Here is a 24,352-nt window from a genome sequence, read left to right as displayed (position 1 = left end):
TCCGCGATCGTGCCGAACCTGCTGTTCAACCACCTTGCGGGGAAGGCCGGTTCAGGTTCGGGGCCGGTCACCGAGCCGGAGGGACTGGCGGGCGGCGGCGGCGAGGAGGCTGTCGAGAAGTCCCGGGAAGAGCCCGTCCAGATCGTCCCGCCGCAGGGCGTTCATCTTCGCCGTACCCCGGTAGATCTGACGGATGACGCCGCTCTCGCGCAGCACCCGGAAGTGGTGCGTGGTGGTGGACTTGGTCACCGGGAGGTCGAAGTCCGAGCAGGACAACTCGGCGCGCGGCGCGGCGAGTTCGCTGACGATGTGCAGCCGCATCGGGTCGGAGAGCGCGTGCAGCACGGCCTCCAGCCGGATCTCCTCCCGCTCCGGGTGCGGCAGCGCACGGCCGGTGGTGGCGGTGTCGGTCACGGCGGTCGCCCTTCGTCGCGGAATTCCTCGCTACGAGCATTGTACGAGAGCCGTCGTAGTTTGACATGTCTCGTACTACGAGGCTTATCGTACGAGGAGACCACCGGTCCCGTCACGAATGGAGTCCGTCGTGAGCGCTCTCTTCGAGCCCATCACCCTGCGCGAAGTGACCATCCCGAACCGGGTGTGGATGTCGCCGATGTGCCAGTACTCGGCCGAGCCGGAGGGCGCGTCGGCCGGCGTCCCGCACGACTGGCACTTCGCGCACTACGCCGCACGCGCCACGGGCGGCACCGGGCTGATCATGGTGGAGTCCACGGCCGTCTCCCCCGAGGGCCGCATCTCCCCCTACGACCTCGGGCTGTGGAACGACACGCAGGTGGAGGCCTTCCGCCGGATCACGCGCTTCCTCGCCGCCCAGGGCACGGTGCCCGCCGTCCAGCTCGGCCACGGCGGCCGCAAGGCCTCCACCGACCAGCCGTGGCGCGGCGGCGCACCGGTCGGGCCCGAGGCCCACGGCTGGCAGCCGGTCGCCCCAAGCCCGGTCCCCTTCGACGAGCGTCACCCCGTACCGACGGAGCTGACGACCGATCAGATCGGGGAGGTCGTCGGGCAGTTCACGGCGGCGGCCCGCCGGGCGCTGGCTGCCGGCTTCGAGATCGCGGAGATCCACGGCGCCCACGGGTACCTGGTCAACGAGTTCCTCTCCCCGCACACCAACCACCGTACCGATGCCTACGGCGGCTCGTACGAGAACCGCACGCGGTTCGCCCTCGAGGTCGTCGACGCCGTCCGGGAGGTGTGGCCCGAGGAGAAGCCGGTGTTCTTCCGGACCTCGGCCACCGACTGGCTCGAGGACGGCGGCTGGACCCCGCAGGACACCGTGCGCCTCGCCCGCGACCTGCACGACCACGGCGTCGACCTTCTCGATGTGTCCACCGGCGGCAACGCCTCGGGCGTCACGATCCCGACCGGGCCCGGCTATCAGGTCCCGTTCGCCGCCCGGGTGAAGGCCCAGACGGCGCTGTCCGTCGGCGCGGTCGGCCTGATCACGGACGCGGAGCAGGCCCAGAAGATCATCGCGAACGGCGAGGCCGACGCGGTGTTCCTGGGCCGGGAGCTGCTGCGCAACCCGTCCTGGGCCCGGCACGCGGCCCGGGAGCTGGGCGGCGAGGTCAGGGTGCCGGACCAGTACCACCGGTCGGTCTGAGACGCCGGGGGCTCTGGCCCGGCCGGACCACCGGCCGGGCCGAGTTCCGTGGGGGCCGGGTCGGGGGCACCGGGCCTCCTGTTCCCTCCGGGCCGCTGCCCGGTGGGACCCGCCGGCCCGAGACCCCTGGTGCCCAGTCGTCCCCACCGGCCCGTCCTAGCCCAGCCGTTCCCACCGGCGCGTCCGAGCCCAGCCGTTCCCACCGGCCCGTCCGAGCTCAGTGGTCAACACCGGCCCGTCCGAGCTCTGGGGCGCGGTCGGACCTACCGGCGGCCCGGGTCTCGGGCCGGTGTGTCCCCCGTGCGGTCCGGGAGCAGGCGGGAGACGGTCTCCTCCAGACGGGGCAGGGACCGCTGGGCCGCCAGGGCCAGGGCGATCGCCGCCACCACCCCGGCCCAGGCGACCGGCCCGAGCGGGGTGCACCCGACCGCGCGGCTGACACCGGGGGTCTGCACCGCGGCCACCAGGGCCACGGCGGAGCCCAGGGACGTGACCTGCACGAGGCGGCTGTCGCGCCGGTCCAGCAGGGTCTGCGCGAGCTGTGTGCCGACCACTCCGCACAGCGCCATGGTGCTGGACCGCCGCGCGGTCCCCGGGGTGAAGCGGCCGATCAGCCAGGCCGTGAGCGCGCCCAGGCACGTGGTGGTGGCCCGGTGCCGGATCTGCCGCAGCAGGGGTTCGCCCAGCACACCGGCCGCCTCCTCCACATGGGCCAGGTCCGCCTCGCCCTCCTTCTGCGTCACCGCCACCGCCATCGACGGGAACAGGTCGGTGAACAGGTTCACCATGAGCATCTGCCGGGTGGACAGCGGCGCCCGCCCGGACAGCAGCGCGCCGAGGATGCCGAAGCCGACCTCGCCCGCGTTGCCGCCGATCAGGATGGCGATGGCGTCGGCCACGCTGTGCCACAGGGCGCGGCCCTCACCGATCGCGTCGATCAGCACGGTCAGGTCCTCGTCGGTGAGGACGATGTCGGCGGCGTTGCGCGCGGCGGCCGAACCCCGCGCGCTGATGCCCACTCCGATGTCGGCGGCGCGGATGGCCGCGGCGTCGTTGGCGCCGTCGCCGACCATGCCGACCACCCGGCCCGCGTCCCGCAGCGCCTCCACGACCTGCAACTTCTGCTCGGGCGCCACCCGGGCCACCACTCCCGCGTCCCGCAGCATGCGGGCCCGGGCCGTCCGGTCCGCCGCCGCCAGTTCGTCCCCGGTGACCACCACGGTGTCCTCGGGCCAGCCCAGATCGGCGGCGATGGCCCGCGCGGTCTGCGGGTGGTCGCCGGTGAGCATGACCGGCCGTACGCCCGCCTTGCCGAGGCCGCTCACCAGGGCCGTGGAGGTCTCGCGCGGCACGTCGGACAGGGCGAGCAGGCCGGTGAACTCCAGCTCCCCGAGCGGTTGGTCGAGGGCGTCGGACTCCTCCTCGTCCTCGCCGAGCCGTCGTTCGGCCACCGCGAGGACCCGCAGACCGCCACCGGCGAGTGTCTGCGCGGCGTCGTGGGCGTGCTCCGGGAGCCCGGTGCAGGCGGGCAGCACGGTCTCCGGGGCGCCCTTGACGACGAGCACGCGCGGGCCTTCCCCGGGGCGGCCGACGGCGGCGGCGTACCCGCGCCCCGCCTCGAACGACAGGCCGGCGAGCTGGTTCCAGTCCGGGTCGGGGACGGCCGCGGCCAGCACCGCCTCGTCGGTGGCGTGCACGGGACGGTCGGAGCCGCCGTTGAGCTGCGGACAGGCCCGCGCGGCGGCCCGGATCGTGTCCGCGGAAGCGGCGTCGTGCACGGCGCGGACCGTGCCGTCGGCGCCGGAGGTGCGCACGAGCCGCAGCCGGTTCTCGGTGAGGGTGCCCGTCTTGTCGAAGCAGATGGTGTCCATGCGGCCCAGCGCCTCCAGCGTGCGCGGGGTGCGCACCAGGACACCGGCACGGCTCAGCCGCCGGGCGGCCGCCAGTTGTGCGACCGTGGCCACCAGCGGCAGCCCCTCCGGCACCGCCGCCACGGCCACCGCGACACCGCCGCTGACCGCCTCGCGGATGGAAGTGCCGCGCAGCATGGCCAGGCCGGTCACCGCGGCGCCACCCGCCAGGGTCAACGGCAGTGCCTTGCGGGTGAGTTCCTGGAGTCTGGCCTGGACGCCGGCCGCCGGGGGCGTGCGGGCGGCGAGGTGGACGGCGCGGGCGGCCTCGGTGCTGTCGCCGGTGTCGACCACCATGGCCCGGGCCTCGCCCGCCACCACGGTCGTGCCCTCGAAGACCATGCAGCTCCGGTCGGCGACGGGGGCGTGCGGGGTGGGATCCGTCTGCTTCTCCACCGGCAGCGACTCACCGGTCAGCGCGGACTCGTCGACCTCCAGGCCGTCCTGCCACAGCAGGCGGGCGTCGGCGGGCACCACGTCCTCCGCCTTGAGCTGGATCACGTCGCCCGGCATCAGCCCGCCCGCCTCCACGGTGCGGGTGCCGCCCGCCGGTGCCTCCGCCTCGGGCGGCACCAGGCGCGCCTTCTGCTTCTGCTCGGCGACCAGTCCGGACAGCGCCTCCTCGGCACGCAGCCGCTGGATACCGCCGACCAGGGCGTTCAGGTCCAGGGCGCCGACGACGAGCAGGGCGTCGGTGACCGAGCCGAGAATCGCCGACGCCGCCGAGCCGACCGCCAGGACCGGGGTGAGCGGGTCCTGCAGTTCCCCGCGGACCGCGCGGCCGAGCCGGTAGGACCAGCGCACGGGCGTCGCGGCCGGATGCCGGTAGGCGCCGGCGGTGGCCTTGCGCAGGCGGGCCGCGGCCTCCCCCAAGGCGGTGGGCTGGGCGGCCGGTTCGTGTTCCAGCCGCTCGCGGGCCTCGTCCGGGTCCAGCTCGTGCCAGTGCACGCGCGGGCGCGGGTGCGGGGCCCGGGCCGTCGCCACCCCGAACGCGGCCCGGGCCCCGGACAGCAGGGCGAGCGCGGCGCCCGCGTCGACGGGGGCGTGCCGGAGCCCGGGCAGGAGCGCGCGGCGCCCGTGGCCGTCCCCGGACTCGCCGACGGCCACGAGGAGACCGGAGAGCGCGGCACCGGAACGGGCCAGGGTCTGGGAGCGCCGGCCCACCGTCCGGGCGGCCGGGACGGCGGTCAGTACCCGCCACACGTCGGGCAGGCCGTGCAGGGCCAGGATGTCCGCGCCCCAGACCACCGCACCGTCGTGGTCGGTCAGGGCGATGGCCACGTCGCTGGCACGCAGGCCGGCGAGGATGTCGTGGTCGCCGGCGGTGCCCACGCGGGCGACGGTGATCACGGTCCCCGCCGAGTCGCCGCGCGCCTCGTACACCACGTCGTCCAGCGGCCGGCGGGCGTCGATCACCTGGTCGGCGAGCCCGGTGAAGTCCTCCAGCGCGGGATCGTCCAGGACCACGACCCGCAGCCCGGCCCGGCGGGCGGCGTCCAGCACGACCTCGGCCCAGGGATCGGCTTCGCCCTCCTCGGTGCACAGGGCACCGGGGTGCAGGACGATCGTTTCGGCCATCTCCAGCTGGCGCAGCCGGTCCGGGTCCCGGACCAGCACACCGGTCTGGGCGAGGGCCACGCCGAGCAGGGCGTGGAAGGCGGCGGGGCCGTAGCGGGCCGCCTTCGGGGAGCCGGCGAGCACCGCCTCCGCCGCCTCGGCGCCGCTGTGCTTGGCAAGCAGGGTGGCCGCGGCGCCCAGCACGCTGCCCGTCGAGGCGTGGGAGGCGTACTCCTGTGCCGGGGAGCGGTGCAGCGGCGGCCGTGGGGGGCCGCCCGGGGCGATGCTGACCCGGTCGGGTGCGCACAACTGGTCGTGCATCGCTTCGAAGGCGGCGGCGCGGGCCACCGTGTCGGCCACCTGGCAGGCCCGCAGGGCGCCGTCGAGCACGAGGGAGCTGGGTGTCTGGCCGGCGCCGTGGGCGGCCGCGTTCGCGCAGGCCAGTACCAGGTCCATCGGGGTGGCGCCGAGCCGGTCGCGCAGCCAGGCGCGGAAGCGCGGATTCTCCCGCAGCAGCGTCACCGCCGCGGTCAGCATGCGCGGCGAGGGCGGCAGGCGCATCGAGTTCGCGCCGAGTGCCAGGCCGATGCCCGCGCCGTCGACCGCGAGGGCGGCCACCGCGGCGCGCACCCCCGCCGGGTCGGCCGGGTGCGTGGTCTCCTCCACGTCGTCGCCGGACAGGACCAGCCCGTGCCGCTCGGCCAGTTCGGCCGCGTGCTCCACGATCCGGTCGGCCGCCGCCTCCCCGGTCGCGGTGATCACCAGGCGGGCGAGTCCCTGGTCCCAGTAGGCGACGAGCACGTCCGGCCGCTCGGCCAGGGCCTCGGCCATCCGCCGGGCCAGCTCGGCCGTGCCGCCCGCGCGCCGTGCCCGGTCGTGCTCGGCCGGCCGCAGGACCAGGTGCGTGCGGGCCCCGGCCCGCCAGTGCTCGCCGGCGCCGGGAAGCGTGCTGCGGGCCACGCGCGCCACGCGCACGGTGGCGTCGGCGCCGCGCACGGTGGCGCGTGCCGTACCGGCCGCGGCGCCCGCGGCCATCCCCAGGGCCGGCGCCGCCGCCCGGGCGAGGAGCCGCGGGGCGGCGGGCAGCAGGCGGGCGGCGGCGGAGGGCACCGTCAGCAGACCGGGCACCGTCGGCCTCCTCAGAGCGTGGTGCGGTCGGGCCGCGCGGTCGGTCCGAGCGGCCCGGTGGACGGCTTCGGCTCCACCCCCTCGGCCGGCGCCTTGCCGGCCTGGGACGTCCCGGCCGGACCGTGCGTCCTGGTCTCCGGGGGCGGCTTCCGGTCGGCGGTGTGCGCTGCGGCCGTCGGCTCATGGCCCGGGTGCCCGCCGCCGTGGCCGGACCTGAGCGCCGCGGTGCCGATGTCGTGCGGTGGTTCGAGGCCGTCCTGCGGCTGATGCGCGGGCCGGGGCTGGGTGAGCCAGGCGACGGCGGCGCCGGTCACGGCCACGGGCCATTCGACCACTCCGGCGGCGCCGAGCAGCCCGGCCCCGGCGTACACCGCCATGCGCCGGCCGCGGGGCGAGACCGCGCCCACCTTGTCCAGCGTTCCTCCCGCCGCCCTGCTCACCGTCCCGGCGCCGGGCACCTTGCGCAGGACCGAGGCCGCGCCGCGCAGGGGCGCCGTGAGGACCGACGACGACTTCTGCTCAGACATGACTCTCCTCGGGTGAGATTCCTCTATATGTCCCTGAGTGCCCCGCTTCATCTCTGGTCATCCCATTACCGCACGAGAGCCACCGGCTTCGCGCGCGCAGACTCGCCGCCGTGCAGAGGCGACCCGCTGCCGTGCGGGCAGATCCCGCTCACCCGCGGGAGGTACCGGCGGTACCCGGCTGCCGTACGGCGGATCCGGCTTCCAGGCAGGCGACACCGGCTACCGGGCAGGCGGCACCGGCTTCCGGGCGCCCTGCGCGGGCGTCCCCCCGCGCCGCACCCGCCTCCGTGAAGGCACACCCAAAGGAGCGCCTCGGACCGCCTCCGCGCCACCGCCGGACCGGCTCCCGCCCCGTCCGGGCGGCCGGGTTCTTCGCCGTGAGGCATCCGGGGCACCGCGCGCATCGCCCGGCCGAACCCGAAGAAGCGGCTTCGGGCCCTACGGGTGGCGGGTCAACGCCTCCCATGCCTCCCCGCGCCGTGCGCCAGATCCTCCGCGTCTCCCAGGCCCAGCGAGCCGGCCAGTTCACGTCGGTAGCGGGTGTACGCGGCGCGCAGGGCGTCGCCCGGCCAGTCGGCGGGCAGGAGGGCGGGCGGCAGCACCGGGTCGGTGAGCAGGTGGCGTACGGCGGCGGCGTAGGCGGTGAGGCGGTCGGCCGGATGTCCGGCCGCCCTCGCGCGGGCGAGCAGGGCGTGGGCCGAGGCCGCCCAGGCGTCCAGCGGCCAGAGCCGGGCGACCAGGTCGCGCGGGGGCTCGTCGGGGCGAGCGGTGTACGTCCTCGCCGTGTCGCGCAGGTCGACGGGCAGGGGGCGGGCGAGGTTGGCGGGGCGCAGCCACACGCCCTCGCGGAGTTCGGCCAGGCGCAGGGCGGCCAACCGGGCGCGCAGGTCGGCGCGCTCGGCCGGGCCGCGCCCCGTCGCCGTGATCACCACCATCTCCCACTCGCCGTCCCACGCGCGCGTGCCGGGGTTCACGGCTTCGTCCTGGCGGCGCTGACGGGCGAGCAACCGCTCGCTGAGCCGGTAGACGGCGTCCGTGCGCCGCAGGTCGCCCGCGGCCACCATGCGGCTCAGCGCCGCCCGCAGCGTGGAGCCACCGACCCCGAACGGCTCCACCAGCCGGACCAGGTCCTTCACGGGCAGCTCCGGCGGATGTGCGCCGAGAAGCAGGCTGAGCACGACCGAGCGCGCGGACAGCGGCCGCAGGCCGGCCGCGTCCGTCTCGTCCGACACGTTCATGCGCATGGGCACGTACTGTACGTGCGGCGCATGTTGCAGTATTGCTGCGGCCGCAGGAAGAGTGCAACATACCTCGCATGGACCTGATCCCCGCGCAGTCGCCGCCCCAGCCGCAGTCCGCCACGCACGACGTCACCAACCAGGCACCGCCGCTCGCGCCGTACGACGCCTCCGACGACCGCGCCCTGCTGGAGGGGCTGCGCCGGGAGGGGGCGGGCTGGGCCGAGGAGGGAATCCGCAGGCTCGGGGAGCGCGCCGGGGGCGCGGAGGCGCAGGAGTGGGGGGACCTGGCGAACCGGCACGAGCCCGTCCTGCGGACCCACGACCGCTACGGCCACCGCGTGGACGAGGTGGAGTTCCACCCCAGCTGGCACCACCTGATGCGCACGGCGGTCGCCGAGGGCCTGGCCGGGTCCCCCTGGGCCGACGAGCGTCCCGGCGCGCACGTGGCCCGAACGGCGGGCGGGCTGGTGTGGGGGCACACGGAGGCCGGTCACGGCTGTCCGACGTCGATGACGTACGCCGCCGTACCCGCGCTGCGCGCCCAGCCGGATCTGGCCAAGGTCTACGAGCCGCTGCTGACCAGCCGGGAGTACGACCCGGAACTGCGCGTGCCGACCGAGAAGCCCGGGCTGCTCGCCGGCATGGGCATGACCGAGAAGCAGGGCGGCTCGGACGTCCGGACGAACACCACCACGGCCACGCCCACCGACGAGCCGGGCGTGTACACGCTGCGCGGGCACAAGTGGTTCACGTCGGCGCCGATGTGCGACGTCTTCCTGGTGCTCGCGCAGGCGCCGGGCGGGCTGTCCTGCTTCCTGGTGCCGCGGATCCTGCCGGACGGCAGCCGCAACACCTTCCGCATCCAGCGGCTGAAGGACAAGCTCGGCAACCGGTCCAACGCCTCCTCCGAGCCGGAGTTCGACCGGACCGTGGCCTGGCTGGTGGGTCCGGAGGGGCGGGGCGTGAAGACCATCATCGAGATGGTCAACTGCACGCGGCTGGACTGCGTGATGTCCTCGGCGGCCCTGATGCGCAAGACGCTCGTCGAGGCGGGCCACCACGCCCGGCACCGCAGCGTGTTCGGCGCCCGCCTCGTCGACCAGCCGCTCATGCGCAACGTCCTGGCCGATCTCGCGCTGGAGTCGGAGGCGGCGACGACGCTCACGCTGCGGCTGGCCGGGGCCGCGGACCGCGCCGTGCGCGGCGACGCCGGTGAGCGGGCCTTCCGGCGCATCGCCACGGCCGTCGGCAAGTACTGGGTCACCAAGCGGGGCCCGGCGTTCACCGCCGAGGCCCTGGAGTGCCTGGGCGGGAACGGGTACGTCGAGGAGTCGGGCATGCCCCGGCACTACCGGGAGGCCCCGCTGCTGTCGATCTGGGAGGGCTCAGGGAACGTCAACGCGCTCGACGTGCTGCGCGCCCTGCACCGCGAACCGGACAGCGCCGAGGCCCTGTTCGCCGAGCTCGCCCTCGCGCGCGGTGCGGACGCCCGCCTGGACGCGGCCGTGACCGGCCTGAAGGACCAGTTGGCCGGAACCGATCAGGTGGGCGCCCGCCGGCTGGTCGAACGGATGGCTCTCGCCCTGCAGGCGTCCCTGCTCATCCGGCACGCTCCGGCCCCGGTCGCGGACGCCTTCTGCGCGTCCCGGCTGGGCGGTGACTGGGGACACGCGTTCGGCACCCTGCCCGCCCGGTCCGCCCTGGCGGAGATCCTGGAGCGCGCCCTGCCCGACCGGAACTGACCCCTCCCGCACCCCCTCCGCACCCCCTCCCCCGCGTCGGGCGCGCGGCCGTGCCGCTGGCCGATCACAGCCGACGGATCGCACACAGTCAACGTACGGTTCCGGACCGTTGTCGGTGCCGTGGTGCAGACTCGCGCTCAGGGTGGCACTCGCCTGGGGAGGACAACGTGTTCACGGGGATCGACGAGGTCGACTGGGCCTCGCTGCGGCATGCGTACGGCAGCGCGGAGGACGTGCCCGGGTGGTTACGGGCACTGGCCTCCACCGACCCCGCCGAGCGGGCGACCGCGCTCGACGGGATCTACAGCACCGTGCACCACCAGGGGCGGGTGTACGACTCGACGCTGGCCTGCGTCCCGTTCCTGTTCCGGCTCGCGGCCCGCGAGGAGGTGCGGGACCGGGGCGCCGTCCTGGAACTGCTGGTCAGCATCGGCGCGCAGAGCGAGGACCGGGACGGGCGGGCCCGGGAGGCGGTGTGTGCGGGCGCCGAGGGCTTCGTCGCCCTCACCGGCGACCCGGATCCGGCGGTGCGCGCGGCGGCGGCCGGCGCGCTCGTCCGGTTCCTGGACCGGCCCGCCCGCGCACTCAGGGTGTTAGGGCGCCGCCTCCGGGCCGAGCGGGACGACCACGTGCTGCTCGCGCTCACCGAGACGCTCGGCCTGTTCGTCCGCCGGTACCCCGCGCACGCCGACGGCGCGGTGGACCTGCTGGCCGAGCAGAGCGCGGCGCCGTACGCCCCCGGGCTGCGGCTCGCGGCGCTGGGACAGCTCGCGCTCGGTGCGCCGGACCGGCTGCCCGCCGACCTGGTGCCGACGGCGGTCCGGCTGCTGCGGGAGCGCTCCGCGCACCGCCTCCGCGAGACACGGCCTGCCGGCTCGGACACCCTGGTGGGCCGGATACGGCGACTGCGGCCCTCCGACGAGGAGGGCTCTCATCTGCTGCGGACCCTGCATCTCGCGCTCGGCGACCGGACGGACGACCGGAGCGCCCTGCTGGCCGGGCAGTTGACCAGCCCGGACCCGGTCGACCGGTGCAACGCGGTATGGATGGCGGCGGCACTTCTCCGCGGCTGGCGCGGCGAGCACACCGGCTCCGTGCAGCTGCTCGGTGCCCAACTGCCCACGGAGCACGACCGGTTACGGGAGGGGGCGGTCTCGGTCCTGGCGGAACTGTTCCTGCTGGCCGCGCCCGCCGCGGACGACCTGCACGCCTTGGTCGCCGCTCGGCCCGATCTGTGGACACACCGCTGGGAGCGCTGCTCCCCCATCCTCGGCTCTCCGCTCAAGGCGCTGGCCAGAAGCGGCGACCCACGGGCGGTGCCCGCCCTCGCCCAGTTGCTGGCCGGCCCGGCGGCACCCGCCGATCTGGGCTTCGAGCTGGCGCAACTGGGCCGGGCCGCGGCTCCGCTCGCCCCCGCGCTGCGGCACCGGCTCGGCCGGATCCCGCTGGCCTCCCCGTCCGCCGCCCGGCTGGCCGCGCCGCTGCTGTCGGCGGTCCGGGCCGTCGGGGACCGGGAGGCCGTGCCGGAGGTGCTGCGACTGCTGTCGGGAGCGCCCGGCGACCTGGGCGCCCGGGACACCGTCGCGCAGGAGGCGATCCGGACGCTGGAGGCACTCGGCGCCGCCTCCCGGGCGGCACCGCTCCTCCACGCCCTGCTGCGCACCCGGCACGCGGCCACGGCGGCGGGCGCACTGTGGTCGGCCGAGGGCGACACCGCGACCGTACTGCCCGTACTGCTGGACCAGTTGAGACAGGCAGACCCCGCGAACCGCCGGATCGCCGCCCGTCAGCTGGGCAGGCTTGGCCCGGCGGCCCGCGCCGCCCTGCCGGAGCTGCGCCGGGCCGTGGCGTCCGCGCCGGTGCGGGAGCGGACGACGGCAGCGTGCGCGGTCTGGCAGATCGACGCCGATCCCGAACCCGTCCTTCCGGTGCTGCGGGCCGCCTGGACGGAGACCCCCCGCACCCGCGGTCCGATCGCCCGGTGCCTCACCGGCATGGGCCCGGCGGCAGCCCCGTTACGGGACCTGGTGGCGGCCGAACTGGCGGCCCCCCGCCGGCACACGGCCCGCGAGGGCGGCTGCGGCGGCACTCACGACATCCCCGAGGACGAGGCGCTGCTGAGAACGTGCCGGGAGGTGCTGGCCCGGCTGTAGGACCCGGTTCGCGCCGGGTGCGCACGGGGCCCACCCGGCGGCGGTCAGACCATCCGTCCCCACTGCGGCCCCAGCCGGGCCCATTCCGTGTCCCATGCGGCCATGCGGCGGCGTTCCAGCCGGCCGCGCAGCACCAGGCCGCCGATGAAGAGGACGGCGGCTGTGCTCACGCCGACCAGACAGCCGATGAGCGCGGCCCGGAACGCGGCCTCGGCGGGGGAGGAGGGCCGGCTCACGAGATACCCCTCGGGATCGGTCCAGACGGTGACCGGGGAGCCGGCCCCGCTGCCGGGCCGCACCCGGACCAGGCCGGTGCGGGCGGATCCGCCGGCCACCGTCCAGCGCACCTCGGCCCAGACCCGCTCACCGGAGGCATGCCGGCCGTGCGCGTGGGGCGGTCCCGGAGCCCGTCCGACCACCCGGGCCACGGCCGGGCGCGAGGCCGCGCGTTCCCGGGCGAGCCCGTGCTCCACCGAGCGGTCCGCCACGAGCCCCGCCGCCACCCCGGCCAGGACGGTGAGCAGCCAGGCGCCGAGCACCACCCAGGCCTCCAGCACGTCGGCCCGGCGTTTGAGCGGGTTGCGCCGCCAGCGCCACAACCACACCTTCGGACCACGGAACGCCTTCAAGGCATCCTCCTCACGAGCGCACCGACCGGCCGGACCGCCCTCCCATACGGGAGGGATCGCTCCGTTGCTCACGACGAGCCGTCCGCTCGACGGTCGCACGAGATACCCCCTTCTCGCAGGCGCATCCGGCAACGAACCACCACGGAACCGTGCCGCGACCCGGCGACACAGCCGTGACCTGCGCATAGGCGCGATGCGAGGGGCGTTGTCAGTGGTGGGGTGCAGACTGGCCGACAACTGACGGCTGTTCGGACGACGGCGTCCCGGAGGTGATCGGCATGACCGAGGTATTGCTGGCGGTGGGCACCCGCAAAGGCCTGTTCATCGGGCGGCGGCGGGGTGGTGACGCCTGGCGGTTCGACGAGAGTCCGTATTTCAACGCGCAGGCGATCTATTCGGTCGCGATCGACACCAGGGGCGCCCGGCCGCGGCTGCTGGCGGGCGGCGACAGCACGCACTGGGGCCCGTCGGTGTTCCACTCCGACGACATGGGCCGCACCTGGACCGAACCGCCGGAGCCCGCCGTCAGGTTCCCCAAGGACACCGGTGCCTCCCTGGAGCGGGTGTGGCAGCTGCACCCGGCCGCCGCCGAGCCCGACGTGGTGTACGCGGGCACGGAACCGGCCGCGCTGTACCGCTCGCTGGACAGGGGCGAGAGCTTCGAGCTGGTCCGTCCGCTGTGGGAGCATCCGACGCGCTCGCGGTGGGTGCCGGGCGGGGGCGGCGAGGGGCTGCACACGGTGCTGACCGACGCCCGGGACCCGCGGGCGGTGACCGTGGCCGTCTCGACGGCCGGTGTCTTCCGCACCACCGACGGCGGCACGAGCTGGGCACCCTCCAACTCCGGGGTGTCCGCGGTGTTCCTGCCGGACCCGAATCCGGAGTTCGGACAGTGCGTGCACAAGGTCGCGCGGGACGCGGGTGATCCGGACCGGCTGTACCTGCAGAACCACTGGGGGGTGTACCGCAGCGACGACGCCGGGGCGCACTGGACCGACATCGGCGGGGACCTCCCGTCCACCTTCGGTTTCGCGGTGGCGGCCCACCCGCACCGGGGCGGTACGGCGTACGTCTTCCCGATCAACGCGGACGCCGACCGGGTGCCCGCCGAGCACCGCTGCCGCGTCTTCCGCACCGCGGACGCGGGCAGGACGTGGGATCCGCTGTCCAAGGGGCTGCCGGAGCAGGACCACTACGGCACGGTGCTGCGGGACGCCCTGTGCACCGACGACGCCGACCCGGCCGGCGTGTACTTCGGCAATCGCAACGGCGAGGTGTTCGCCTCCGCCGACGACGGAGACAGCTGGCGGCAGCTGGCCGCCCACCTGCCCGACGTGCTGTGCGTCCGCGCGGCGGTGGTCGGCTGACCGGGCGGACGGATCACCCGAAGCCGCCGTGCACGCAGACACGCGCCGGATCACGCCCTGACTGCGCTGGATTGAGGCGCCTGCCGCGGGTTGCGCCCATGACCCGCGGCCGTGCGCACCCGACACGCGCCGGATCACGCCGTGGCGCGGCCCGTACGGTGGGGGGCCGGCCCGTACGGTGGGGGTGCGGCGCCGTGCGCCCATGAACGGCGGCCGGTCGTCCGGGGCGTGCGGGACTGCCCGGTCGGGCTCGGGCCATCGGTTGATCACCCGCCCCGCTACGGCAGTAGGGTGACGCCCGTGGCACCACGACCCTTGCATGAAATCGTCGAAGCGGGCTGGGCGAAGGCCCTGGAACCCGTCGCCGGACGGATCGCCGAGATGGGCGACTTCCTGCGCACGGAGATCGCCGCGGGACGCACCTACCTCCCGGCCGGACCGAACGTCCTGCGCGCCTTCCAGCAACCCTTCGACGAGGTACGGGTCCTGATCGTCGGTCAGGACCCGTACCCCACACCCGGGCACGCGGTCGGTCTGTCGTTCTCGGTCGCAGCCGATGTGCGCCCACTGCCGCCGAGCCTCATCAACATCTTCCGCGAGCTGAACAGCGACCTCGGGCTGCCCCAGCCCGCGAGCGGCGACCTCACCCCGTGGACACGGCAGGGCGTGCTGCTGCTCAACAGAGCGCTGACGACCGCTCCGCGCAGCCCGGGCGCGCACCGGGGCAAGGGCTGGGAGGAGGTCACCGAGCAGGCGATCCGCGCTCTGGCGGCGCGGGGCAAGCCGCTGGTGTCCATCCTGTGGGGGCGTGACGCCCGCAATCTGCGCCCGCTGCTGGGCAGGCTGCCGGCCGTGGAGTCGGCGCACCCCTCACCCATGTCGGCCGACCGCGGGTTCTTCGGCTCGCGTCCGTTCAGCCAGGCCAACGATCTGCTGGTCCAGCAGGGAGGACAGCCGGTGGACTGGCGTCTGCCGTGACCGTCTCCGGGTATCTCGCCGTGGACTCCGGGGGTTCCGGTCTCCGGGTCCTCGTCGGCGCCCCGGGGCGGACGGTCTCGGTCCAGCGCGAGACCCGGGAACCGGTCCGCACGGGGGCGCGGGGCATCGACCCGGGCCATCTGACGGCGCAACTCCTCCCTCTCGCCCGCGCCTCGGCCGCCGAGGCCGGGGTGGACGCGCTGGACACGGCCGTCGTCGGCGCGGCCGGGTTCGCCACACTGGGCGACGCCCTGCGGGCCGAACTGCCGGGTGTCCTCGCCCGGGAACTGGGCGTACGGCGGGTGGCGCTCGCCGCCGACGCCGTCACCGCCTACGTCGGCGCCCTCGGGTCCCGCCCGGGTGCGGTGCTGGCCGCGGGCACCGGACTGATCGCGATCGGCACCGATCTGCGACGCTGGCGGCGGGCCGACGGCTGGGGGCACCTGCTGGGCGACTGCGGCAGCGGTGCCTGGGTGGGACGGGCCGGCCTGGAGGCCGCCCTGCGCGCGTACGACGGCCGGGACGGCGGTTCCGCCTCGCTGCTGGCCTGCGCGGAAGAGCAGTTCGGCCCGGTGCCCGGGCTGCCCGGCCTGCTGTACCCGCGCGCGGACCGGGCCGCCGTGCTGGCCTCCTTCGCGCCCCGGGTGGCCGCGTGCGCCGCGCACGACCCGGTCGCCGCCGGTGTCCTGCGCACGGCGGCCCGGCACATGGCCGAGTCGGCCGCCGCCGTGTGCCCGGCGGCGGGAGAGCCCGAAGTGGCGCTCACGGGCGGCCTGTTCAAGCTGGGAGATCCGCTCCTCGTGCCGCTGCGCGAGGAGTTCACGCGCAGGCTGCCGCACGCACGGCAGGTGCCGTCCGAGGGCGACCCCCTGCACGGCTCGGTCCGGATCGCCCTCGACCTCGCGGCCGATCGGCTCACCCTTCCGGGTGAACCATCCCTGCTCTGCGTGTTTCACATGACATCACCCGGGATCCGGACAAAGGCCGATTGATCGCGCTGAGCGCACATGTTCCCGGCACGTGCCGGGAACATGTGCTCTCGGCAGGTAACTCATCAGACAAAACCGGACGGATACCGCTCACCTGCACCCTCCCCGAACAGAGGGGCCGGAGAAGCCAGTAACATGCGGCGCCATGAGCTCCCCCACTGGACCCGCGTCCGGCCTGCCAGTACGAATGCCGCGACCCCGCCAGCCCGGACGGCACCGCCGGCCGGAACCGCTGGTGGCCCCCGAGGGCGCGCCCGCGCTCGTCCTCGTGGTGCCCGGTGCGCCCAGCCCCGCCACCCGCGGCCTCGCCGAGGAGGTCGTGAGCATCGCCCGCTCCGAGCTGCCCGGCCTGGATGCCCGGATCGGGTACCTGGACGGGGACGACTCGGAATTCCCCACCCTCCGGTCGGTGCTGGCCCGTGCCGCCGAGGAGCGCACGGCCCGTCATGAGCAGGCCGTCGCCGCCGGTGTCGAGTCCAAGGAGCCCGACGGCCCCGTCGCCGTCGTCGTCCCGCTGCTGGCCGGCCCGGACAGCGCCCTGCTCCGCCGGATCCGCCAGTCGGTGATGGACAGCCGGGTCGCCGCCGAGCTGACCGACGTCCTCGGCCCGCACCCGCTGCTCGCCGAGGCGCTGCACGTGCGGCTGTCCGAGGCGGGTCTGGCCCGCGCCGACCGCGCCCGGCTGTTCACCGTGGCCACCGCCGCGGACGGCATCATCCTGGCCTCCGTGGGCGGCGACGAGGCCGTGCAGGCGGCCGGGATCACCGGCATGCTGCTCGCCGCGCGCCTCGCCGTGCCCGTGATGGCGGCGGCCCTCGACCAGGAGGGCTCCATCTCCTCCGTCGCCGAGCAGCTGCGTTCCTCCGGTTCGCAGCAGCTGGCCCTGGCGCCGTACCTCGTCGGCCCCGAGATCGACCCGGGGCTGCTCGCCGCGGCCGCCGAGGAAGCGGGCTGCGCCACGGCAGAGGCACTGGGCGCGTACCCGGCGATCGGCAAGCTGGCGCTGGCGAAGTACACGACGTCGCTGGGCATCGTCCCGCAGCAGCCGCAGGGCACCCCGGTCCGCTGACCGGACCGGATCTCGGTACGCCACAGGGCCCGCTCCGTACTCGGAAGCGGGCCCTTCACCTTTCCCGGCCCCACCCCAGGGTCGGCTGCGGGCCCGCCTGTCGGCCCCGCTCCGGGCCCGTCTCACGATCGCCTGCCGGCCGTTCTCCGGGGCCGCCCCCAGGCCCGCCCCGCGACCGTCTCCCGATCCCCTGCCGCCCGTTCCCCGGGGCCGCCCCCAGGACTACCCCGCGCCGTTACCCCGGGGCCGCCCCCAGGACTACCCCGCGCCGTTCTCCGGACCGGCCCCCGGCCCTTCCCAGGCCCGTCCCGCGCCCTTCCCGGGCTGGGCGGGCCGGACGGGGGCCGGAGGGCCGGACGGGAGCCGGATCAGCCGAAGACGACGCAGGAGGCCGCGGTGACCTGCACCGCGCCGTCGTAGCAGGGCAGCCCCGTGCTCGCGTCCACGGCGAACCAGCTCACGTCTCCGGAGCGTTCGTTGGCCGCGTAGAGATACCCGCCGTTCTCGGCCAGCGCGCGCGGCCAGTGGCCGCCGCAGGGCACCGTGCCGGTCAGCCGGAGGGCGTCCCCCTCGACGGCGAGGACCGACAGGACGTCCTCGCCGCGGGTCGCGGTCCACACGAAGCGCCCGTCCGGCGAGACCGCGATGCCGGAGGGGTAGGCGTCGCCGGCCGGGGCGCCCGGCAGCAGGGGCATCTCGGTCAGCGGCTTCAGGGAGCCGCCGGCCGCGTCCCAGCGGCACACCGTCACGGTCGGGGTGAACTCGTTGACCACGTACGCGTGCTCGCCGCCCGGGTGGAAGGCCAGATGGCGGGGCCCGGAGCCGGGGCGCAGGGCGAACTCGCGGTGCAGGACGGGAGCGCCTCGCTCGAGGGAGCACACCCGTACCGAGTCCGTGCCGAGGTCGACGCTGACCACCCACCGGCCGGTCGGGTCGGGCTGCACCTGGTGGGCGTGCGGGCCGCGCTGGCGCCGGTCGTGCGGGCCGGATCCGGTGTGCTGCAGGACGCCGGACGGCTTGGCCGCGAGAAGCCCGTCCGGGCGCACGGGCACGGCGGTGACGCTGCCGGAGCCGTAGTTGGCGGTCAGCACGTGGCCGTCGTACAGGCTGAGGTGGGTGGGTCCGCTGCCGTCCACCTGCACTTGCGGTCCGGCGAGTTCGGGCCGGTCGCCGTCGATGCGGTAGGCGGCGACGGCCCCCTCGGCCGTCTCGCTGACGGCGTACAGCGTGCCGCCCCCCGGCGCCAGGGCCAGGTAGGAGGGGTCGGGCACGTCCTTCACGGCGGCCACGAGACTGAGGGCCCCGCCGTCCGGTGCCACCTCGGCGGTCACCAGTCCGGGTCCGCCCGCCGCCGTGAACGAGCCGATGAACGCCCGGAGCCTGTCCGCCCTGCCGTCCTGTGCCAACGCTGTCCCCTCTCGGTCGAGCCCCGGTCGAGCCGGTGGAGCCGGTCCGGGGCCGACGGTAGCAGTCGATCACAGGCGGTCTAGACCAAGAGGCGCGGTGACGGGGCGGTTCTTCCAGAACCCTCCGGATGCCGCGCGGTTCCGGTGTCGGTTCCGGCCTCATCGCACAGGTGCGCGTCCCTCCTCGGCACCGCCGAGGCCGCGACGGGCGCGGGCGCCGTTCACGTCCCGCCGGCCGAAATGAGCCGGTGGCCCGCAGGCCCCACCTGCCGCAAAGGGGAGCCGGTCAGCGCAGCAGGCCCCACCTGCCGCAAGGCGAGCCGGTCAGCGCGCACGCCCCACCTGCCGCAAAGGCGAGCCGGTCAGCACAGCAGGCCCCACCTGCCGAAAAGCGAGCCGGTCAGCGCGCACGCCCCACCTGCCGCAAAGGCGAGCCGGTCAGTACAGCAGGCCCCGCCTGCCGAAAAGCGAGCCGGTCAGCGCGCACGCCCCACCTGCCGCAAAGGCGAGCCGGTCAGCGCAGCGGGCCCCGCCTGCCGAAAGGCGAGCCGGTGGGCACGCACGTCCGCCTGCCGAGGAACGAGGGCGGGACGGTGCGCCCGCCCCGGTCCGCCCGTCGGCCGCGACGCCTCATCGCGTCCGGTGCTCAGGCCCCGACCAGTCGGGAGCCCGAAGGGGTGCGCAGCGGCTCGGCCAGGTCGGCGAGGGCGCGTTCCAGACCGTGCAGATGGGCCAGCGCGGGTTCGGCGGGCGGTTCGGCGAGGCGCCGCAGAGGCTGGGCGCCGCCCGCGGTCACGGCCTCCACGGCGATCTCCACGCGCCAGCAGGCGGCGGCCAGGCGGGCGTCGTGGGAGGCCACGGGGTCGGCGGCGACCGCGACCAGGCCACGGATCTCGCGGGCACAGTCGTCGAGCAGCGCGAGGACCCGGCGGGCGCGCCGCTTGCGGGCCGGCATCGGGTTCAGCGGGTGCACCAGGGGAGCCACCGAGAGCCGGACCCGGCCCAGGAGCTGCTCCAGTTCGGCCACGCGCGGTGCCGGGTCGGCCGTGGCCGAGCCCGCGAGCCGGGCCGCGGCCTCGGCCGTGCAGGCGTGCACGCAGCGCAGGGCGCGCTGGATCCAGGCGTCGGTGGTGGCGTGCGTGGTGACCGGCAGCACGAACAGCACGGCGAGGGCGGCGCCGAGGGCGCCCACGCCGGTCTCGGCGAGGCGCAGGGCCAGCAGGCCGGGGCTGAGGACGCCGAGGAGGCCGTAGAGCAGTTCGGCGAGCAGGGTCACCCAGAGCATCATCCAGGTGTAGGAGACGGCGGCCGTGTAGAAGATGCCGAAGACGGCGACCGCCGCGAGGACGGCCGTCGGGACGGCGGCGCCGTGCACGGGTACGGCGACCAGGAAGCCCAGGCCGATGCCCACGACCGTGCCGAGGACGCGCCGGAAGCCGCGTACCAGGGTCTCGCCGCGCGAGGCGGTGTTGACGAAGATCCACCAGGTGGCGCCGACGGCCCAGTACCAGCGCTGCCCGGACACCAGCTGACCGGCGACCAGCGCGAACCCGGCACCCGCGGTCGCCTGGACCGCCTGCCGCGTGGTGACCCTGGCCAGCCCGGTTCCGGCGGGCGGCACGGGGACGGCGGCCGGGGGCAGCCGGCGCTCGTAGCACCACACGCCGAAGCGGACCACCGCGGCGCTGAGCACCGACCACAGCACGGCGGCGTACAGCTCGGGCAGCTGCGCCGCGGTGGCGTGCAGGAACTGGGCGACGAAGAACATCATGAAGGCGAACACGCCGAGGCTGTGGCCGCGCGGGCCCCAGCGCCGCGCGTACACGCCGGCGCCGACGACGGCCAGGAAGGCCAGGTCGCGCGTCACGGGCTGGTCGTGCAGCACGGCCGCGACGGCGAGCACCGGCACGCCCACGGCGGGCAGCAGCGCGGTGGTGACCGCCTGGCCGCGCACGGTGGGGTCGCCGACGGTGAACAGCGCGAGCAGCGCGGCGAGACCACCGGAGACCGCGCCGGCGAGGGAGTGTCCGGCCAGGAGACAGACCAGGACGGCCAGTCCGACGCCGAGGACGGCCCGGGCGGCGAAGCGCCGACGCACCCGCCCCGGGTCCGGAGCCACGAACACCCTCTTCAGCACTGCTGTCCCCCTTGCGACACGGCTTGCGACACGGCACAGAAAAGGCGCCGCGGGGTCCGCAGCGCCATCGACACGCCCATGAGACCATCCCCGACCTCACTGGCTCAAGTGTTGCCCGAATCACTGATCCATTGGCGCAGACCGGGGCTGGGACAGGCGCCGCCCGGAATACCAAAGGGCCAGGTGGGGAGCGAGGTGGGTCCGCCAGGCGGCTGGGCCATTGGTACAGTCGTAGACCATGGCCGTGGACGAACTCGACACCCGTATCCTGCGGCTGCTCCTGGAGCAGCCGCGTACCAGCGTGCGCGAGTACGCCCGGATCCTGGGGGTCGCGCGCGGCACGCTCCAGGCACGCCTGGACCGGATGGAGCGGGAAGGCGTGATCACCGGCACGGGCCCGTCCCTCTCCCCCGCCGCCCTGGGCCATCCCGTGCTGGCGTTCGTGCACATCGAGGTCACCCAGGGGCATCTCGACGACGTGGGTGACGCTCTGGCGGCCGTGCCGGAGATCGTGGAGGCGTTCTCGATCACGGGCGGCGGGGATCTGCTCGCCCGCGTGGTGGGACGGGACAACGCGCATCTGGAGGACGTGATCCAGAAACTGATCAGCCTTCCGGGCGTGGTGCGCACCCGTACCGAGGTGGCGCTGCGCGAACGCGTCCCGCACCGGTTGCTGCCCCTGGTCGAGTCGGTCGGCCGGGCGGCCCGCGCCTGACCCCTGGCGTCCCGGACCGCACGAGCCGTCGCCGTCCGCGAACTCGGGTACGGCGAGCCCTCACCGGCGCGGACACGACCCAGCCGCCACCGGCACGCACACGACCCAGCCGTGGTCCTCCGCGGGCATGCGTACGTACGGCCGGACGGTCGTCGTCCGCGAGCCCGGGTACGGTCGGGCCGTCGCCCGCGGGCACACGTGCGGCCGCGTCGTCGTCACCGGTGGGCGCAGGTGCGTGAGGGCGGTGTACGGGGTGCCGCGCGGTGGTTCTGCGTGCGCGGGGGGCCATGGCTGCATAGCGTGACCGCATGACCACAGACCAAACCCCGCCCGCCCCCGACGTCCGGCGGTGGAAGGCGCTCGGGGTCTGTCTGGCGGCGGCCTTCATCTCGCTGCTCGACACCTCGATCGTGAACGTGGCGCTGCCCTCGATGGAGCGCGGGCTCGCGGCCTCCGAGGCAGCCCAGTCGTGGGTGGTCTCCGGGTACGCCCTGACCTTCGGGCTCGCACTGGTACCGGCGGGCCGACTCGGCGACATGCGCGGACGGCGCCAGGCCTTCCTGTGCGGCCTCGCCCTGTTCACGGTGGCCTCGGCGGCGTGTGGTCTCGCCCCCAGCGCCTCCTGGCTGGTGCTGTTCCGGCTGATCCAGGGCACTGCGGCGGGCGTGGTCGCGCCGCAGACCTCGGGTCTGATCCAGCAGATGTTCCCGGGCGCCGAGCGGGCCAAGGCCTTCGGTCTCCTCGGCAGCGTCATCGGTGTGTCGACGGCGACGGGCCCGCTGACGGGCGGCCTGCTGATCAACGCCGTCGGCACGGACGACGGCTGGCGCTGGGTGTTCTTCGTCAACCTGCCGATCGGGGTGGCCGCCTTCGCCGCGGGCCTCCGGCTGCTGCCCCGGTTGCCGGCGTCGACGGGGAAGCGCGAGCACTTCGATCCCGTCGGGGTGTTGCTGCTGGGCTCGGGTGTGCTCGCGCTGATGCTTCCCCTGGTGCAGGAGCAGCAGTGGCCCGGGCGGGAGAAGTGGGCGCTGATGCCGGTGGCCGCGATGCTGCTGGGGGCCTTCTGGGTCTGGGAGCGGCGGCAGGCGCGGCGCGGCGCCGCTCCCCTGGTGGACCTGGCACTGTTCTCGCTGCGCTCGTTCACGCTCGGCGCGCTGATCAGTTTCAGCTACTTCGCCGGCTTCACCACGGTGTTCTTCGTCTTCACCCTGTACCTGCAGAACAACGTGGGCTACAGCGCGCTCGCGGCCGGTGTCAGCGTCCTGCCCTTCGCGGCCGCCTCGGCGATCGGGGCCGCTCTCGGGGGCCGGCTGGTGGTGCGTTTCGGCCGCAGACTCGTGGTCATCGGTCTGAGCGGGGTGGCGCTGGGGCTGCTCGGGGTGGTCGCGGCGGTGCAGCTGGTGCCCGGGCCGGAGGTGGGCTGGGCGGCGGCGCTGCCGCTGCTCGTCGGAGGCATCGGCTCGGGTCTGGCGGTGTCGCCGAACACCACCCTCACCCTCACCCGGGTCCCCGTGCACCGTGCGGGTGCTGCCGGCGGCGTGCTGCAGACGGGCCAGCGCGTCGGCTCGGCGGCCGGGATCGCCGTCGTCGGCGCGGTGTACTTCGCGCACCTGGCCAACGACGGGCGGCCCGCCACGGCGATTCAGCTCGGTCTGCTCACCGCCGTCGGCATCATCCTGATCGCCCTGGTGCTGGCCGTCGCCGACCTGCGCGAACGGCAGGTGCACCCGGAACCGGAGAGGGTCGCGGAGCCGGTCCGGGGCGCGGAGGAGGGCGGGACCGAGGAGCGAGTCGGGCCCGGCTCCTGAGAGACCGGGTGCGGAAAGCGGTCCCTCTCAGGAGCTCCGGCGCGGCTTCCCCCGCTTGGCCGGCTTGCCGCCCCCCGAGCCCGCGCGGCCGCCCCCGCCGCGGCCCGCCGCCTTCCCGCCGGTGCCCTTCGCGCCCGCCGCCTTGGCCCCCGCCGCCTTCGATCCCCCCGCCTTCGTGCCGGCCGGCTTCTTCTGCCGGGCGCCCCCCTGCTCCGGCGGCTTGCCCTGCTGCCCGGCACCGGCCTTCGCCGGCGTACGGCCCCGCGTGCTGTTGACCGTGCGGCCGCGGACGATGCCGATGAAGTCCTCCACCAGATCGGTGGTGGCCTCCTCCGGCCAGGACAGGGCGACGCTGGACCGGGGGGCGTCGACGACCGGGCGGTAGGTGAGGTCCCGGCGGTGGTACAGGCGGGCCAGGGACTGCGGGACGACCAGGAGGCCGACGTTCGCCGCCACCAGCTCGACGGCGTCCGGCGTCGTCGCTGGCCGCTCGAAGGCCGGCTCGCCGGGCGGGCCGTCCCAGTCGAAGACGTCGTCGAGGGGGTGGAACAGCACCTCGTCCCCGAGGTCGGCGAGCGTGACCTCGTCCACCGCCGTGACCAGGTGGTCCTTGGGGACGATCACCACCGTGGTCTCGGTGTACAGCGGGATCGCGCTGAAGTAGGTGCGGTCCACGGGCAGTCGTACGAGGCCCACGTCGGCCTCTCCGGCGCGCAGCAGCCCGGGCACCTCCGCGGCGGCTGCCTGGACGAGGGTGAGCGGGACGTCGGGCAGGCGTTCGTTCCAGACCTTGACCCATTTGGCGGGTGTCACTCCGGGGACGTACGCGAGCCGGAACGACTTGGGTGGTTCTTCCGAGCCTGTCACCAGGCCAGGCTACCGGCCGTGGTCGGCCCGCCCGCACGTGGCCGATACCCTTGACCTCATGAGTTCGCAGCAGAGCACCCAGACGATGAAGCCCGCGACCGCGGCGAAGAAGCTGGGTGTGTATCTCCCCGCCACCCCCGCCTCCTTCCAGGAGGGTGTGGTCTCACGCGCCGAGCTGAACGAACTGCAGGCCGCTCCGCCGCAGTGGCTGCGCGAGCTGCGGGAGAACGGCCCGCACCCGCGCCCCGTGGTCGCCGCGAAGCTGGGCGTGTCCATCGCCGGCCTCGCGCGCGGCGGGGTCACCGAGCCCCTGACCACGGCGCAGATCGAGGCGCTCAAGCAGGAGCAGCCGCAGTGGCTGGAGAAGGAGCGCGCCACGCAGGCCGAGGTCCGCCGGGAAGGCGCCAGGATCAAGAAGAAGAACGCCGAGCGCGAGGACCGCTGACACCGAGCGCCGTCCGCGGTGCCTCACTCTCCTGACGCCCCTGCCGCCGGTCCACACGGT

General features: G+C 75.2%; 18 protein-coding genes. 10 read left to right on the top strand and 8 right to left on the bottom strand.

Features of this window, described 5'->3' with window-relative positions; all coding sequences use genetic code 11:
* Positions 1–51: 51 nt before the first annotated feature.
* On the bottom strand, positions 52–414 hold the full coding sequence (locus ABVB68_RS28505) for an ArsR/SmtB family transcription factor (RefSeq protein ID WP_353604031.1): 363 nt from the start codon (positions 412–414) through the stop codon (positions 52–54).
* A 130-nt stretch (positions 415–544) separates the two neighbouring features.
* On the opposite strand from ABVB68_RS28505, the gene ABVB68_RS28500 reads away from it, so the two are divergent.
* Positions 545–1,624, top strand: a complete 1,080-nt coding sequence (locus ABVB68_RS28500) for an NADH:flavin oxidoreductase/NADH oxidase (protein WP_353604030.1) — start codon at positions 545–547, stop codon at positions 1,622–1,624.
* A gap of 263 nt (positions 1,625–1,887) precedes the next feature.
* On the opposite strand, the gene ABVB68_RS28495 is transcribed toward ABVB68_RS28500, so the two are convergent.
* The 3 genes from ABVB68_RS28495 to ABVB68_RS28485 form a co-directional block, all read right to left on the bottom strand.
* On the bottom strand, positions 1,888–6,219 hold the full coding sequence (locus ABVB68_RS28495) for a cation-translocating P-type ATPase (protein WP_353604029.1): 4,332 nt from the start codon (positions 6,217–6,219) through the stop codon (positions 1,888–1,890).
* Between the two features lie 11 nt (positions 6,220–6,230).
* Complete coding sequence (locus ABVB68_RS28490) at positions 6,231–6,746, bottom strand: hypothetical protein (protein WP_353604028.1); 516 nt, start codon at positions 6,744–6,746, stop codon at positions 6,231–6,233.
* Positions 6,747–7,198: 452 nt separating this feature from the next.
* Complete coding sequence (locus ABVB68_RS28485; protein ID WP_353604027.1) at positions 7,199–7,990, bottom strand: PaaX family transcriptional regulator C-terminal domain-containing protein; 792 nt, start codon at positions 7,988–7,990, stop codon at positions 7,199–7,201.
* 71 nt (positions 7,991–8,061) lie between these two features.
* Here ABVB68_RS28485 and ABVB68_RS28480 point away from each other — a divergent pair, with 71 nt between their 5' ends.
* Positions 8,062–9,729: a DNA alkylation response protein gene (locus ABVB68_RS28480; protein ID WP_353604026.1), complete on the top strand. Its 1,668-nt coding sequence runs from the start codon at positions 8,062–8,064 to the stop codon at positions 9,727–9,729.
* 167 nt (positions 9,730–9,896) lie between these two features.
* Positions 9,897–11,882: a HEAT repeat domain-containing protein gene (locus ABVB68_RS28475; protein ID WP_353604025.1), complete on the top strand. Its 1,986-nt coding sequence runs from the start codon at positions 9,897–9,899 to the stop codon at positions 11,880–11,882.
* Positions 11,883–11,926: 44 nt separating this feature from the next.
* Here the strand turns inward: ABVB68_RS28475 and ABVB68_RS28470 are convergent, their stop codons facing one another.
* Positions 11,927–12,511: an Rv1733c family protein gene (locus ABVB68_RS28470; RefSeq protein ID WP_353604024.1), complete on the bottom strand. Its 585-nt coding sequence runs from the start codon at positions 12,509–12,511 to the stop codon at positions 11,927–11,929.
* 278 nt (positions 12,512–12,789) lie between these two features.
* Here ABVB68_RS28470 and ABVB68_RS28465 point away from each other — a divergent pair, with 278 nt between their 5' ends.
* From ABVB68_RS28465 to ABVB68_RS28450, 4 genes are all read left to right on the top strand, one after another.
* Positions 12,790–13,878, top strand: coding sequence for a WD40/YVTN/BNR-like repeat-containing protein (locus tag ABVB68_RS28465; RefSeq protein ID WP_353604023.1), 1,089 nt, complete (start codon positions 12,790–12,792; stop codon positions 13,876–13,878).
* 300 nt (positions 13,879–14,178) lie between these two features.
* The gene (locus tag ABVB68_RS28460; protein ID WP_353604022.1) at positions 14,179–14,856 is read left to right on the top strand and encodes a uracil-DNA glycosylase; all 678 of its coding nucleotides are present in this window, start codon (positions 14,179–14,181) and stop codon (positions 14,854–14,856) included.
* Positions 14,853–15,848: an N-acetylglucosamine kinase gene (locus ABVB68_RS28455; protein WP_353604021.1), complete on the top strand. Its 996-nt coding sequence runs from the start codon at positions 14,853–14,855 to the stop codon at positions 15,846–15,848. The genes ABVB68_RS28460 and ABVB68_RS28455 overlap by 4 nt, the downstream gene beginning before the upstream one ends.
* A 142-nt stretch (positions 15,849–15,990) precedes the next feature.
* Positions 15,991–16,914 carry a sirohydrochlorin chelatase gene (locus ABVB68_RS28450; protein ID WP_353604020.1) on the top strand — a complete coding sequence of 308 codons (924 nt, stop codon included), beginning with the start codon at positions 15,991–15,993 and terminating at the stop codon, positions 16,912–16,914.
* Between the two features lie 368 nt (positions 16,915–17,282).
* Here the strand turns inward: ABVB68_RS28450 and ABVB68_RS28445 are convergent, their stop codons facing one another.
* Both ABVB68_RS28445 and ABVB68_RS28440 read right to left on the bottom strand, forming a co-directional pair.
* Positions 17,283–18,320: a lactonase family protein gene (locus ABVB68_RS28445; protein WP_353604019.1), complete on the bottom strand. Its 1,038-nt coding sequence runs from the start codon at positions 18,318–18,320 to the stop codon at positions 17,283–17,285.
* Between the two features lie 646 nt (positions 18,321–18,966).
* Positions 18,967–20,457 carry an FUSC family protein gene (locus tag ABVB68_RS28440; RefSeq protein ID WP_353604018.1) on the bottom strand — a complete coding sequence of 497 codons (1,491 nt, stop codon included), beginning with the start codon at positions 20,455–20,457 and terminating at the stop codon, positions 18,967–18,969.
* 238 nt (positions 20,458–20,695) lie between these two features.
* Between ABVB68_RS28440 and ABVB68_RS28435 the strand changes: the two genes are divergently transcribed.
* Together ABVB68_RS28435 and ABVB68_RS28430 are read left to right on the top strand one after the other, a co-directional pair.
* Complete coding sequence (locus ABVB68_RS28435; RefSeq protein ID WP_225821538.1) at positions 20,696–21,172, top strand: Lrp/AsnC family transcriptional regulator; 477 nt, start codon at positions 20,696–20,698, stop codon at positions 21,170–21,172.
* A gap of 308 nt (positions 21,173–21,480) precedes the next feature.
* Positions 21,481–22,980 carry an MFS transporter gene (locus ABVB68_RS28430; RefSeq protein ID WP_353604017.1) on the top strand — a complete coding sequence of 500 codons (1,500 nt, stop codon included), beginning with the start codon at positions 21,481–21,483 and terminating at the stop codon, positions 22,978–22,980.
* A 27-nt stretch (positions 22,981–23,007) separates the two neighbouring features.
* On the opposite strand, the gene ABVB68_RS28425 is transcribed toward ABVB68_RS28430, so the two are convergent.
* Positions 23,008–23,847, bottom strand: a complete 840-nt coding sequence (locus ABVB68_RS28425) for a LysR family transcriptional regulator substrate-binding protein (protein WP_353604016.1) — start codon at positions 23,845–23,847, stop codon at positions 23,008–23,010.
* A 58-nt stretch (positions 23,848–23,905) separates the two neighbouring features.
* Here ABVB68_RS28425 and ABVB68_RS28420 point away from each other — a divergent pair, with 58 nt between their 5' ends.
* A complete protein-coding gene (locus tag ABVB68_RS28420; protein ID WP_353604015.1) occupies positions 23,906–24,292 on the top strand; it encodes a DUF5997 family protein in 387 nt (128 codons plus the stop codon).
* Positions 24,293–24,352: the final 60 nt, after the last annotated feature.

Origin of the sequence: Streptomyces sp. NPDC096012 (assembly GCF_040426375.1) — a bacterium.
GTDB lineage: Bacteria > Actinomycetota > Actinomycetes > Streptomycetales > Streptomycetaceae > Streptomyces.
Note: the sequence above shows the minus strand (reverse complement) of the source record. Positions and strands in the feature narration are given on the sequence as shown.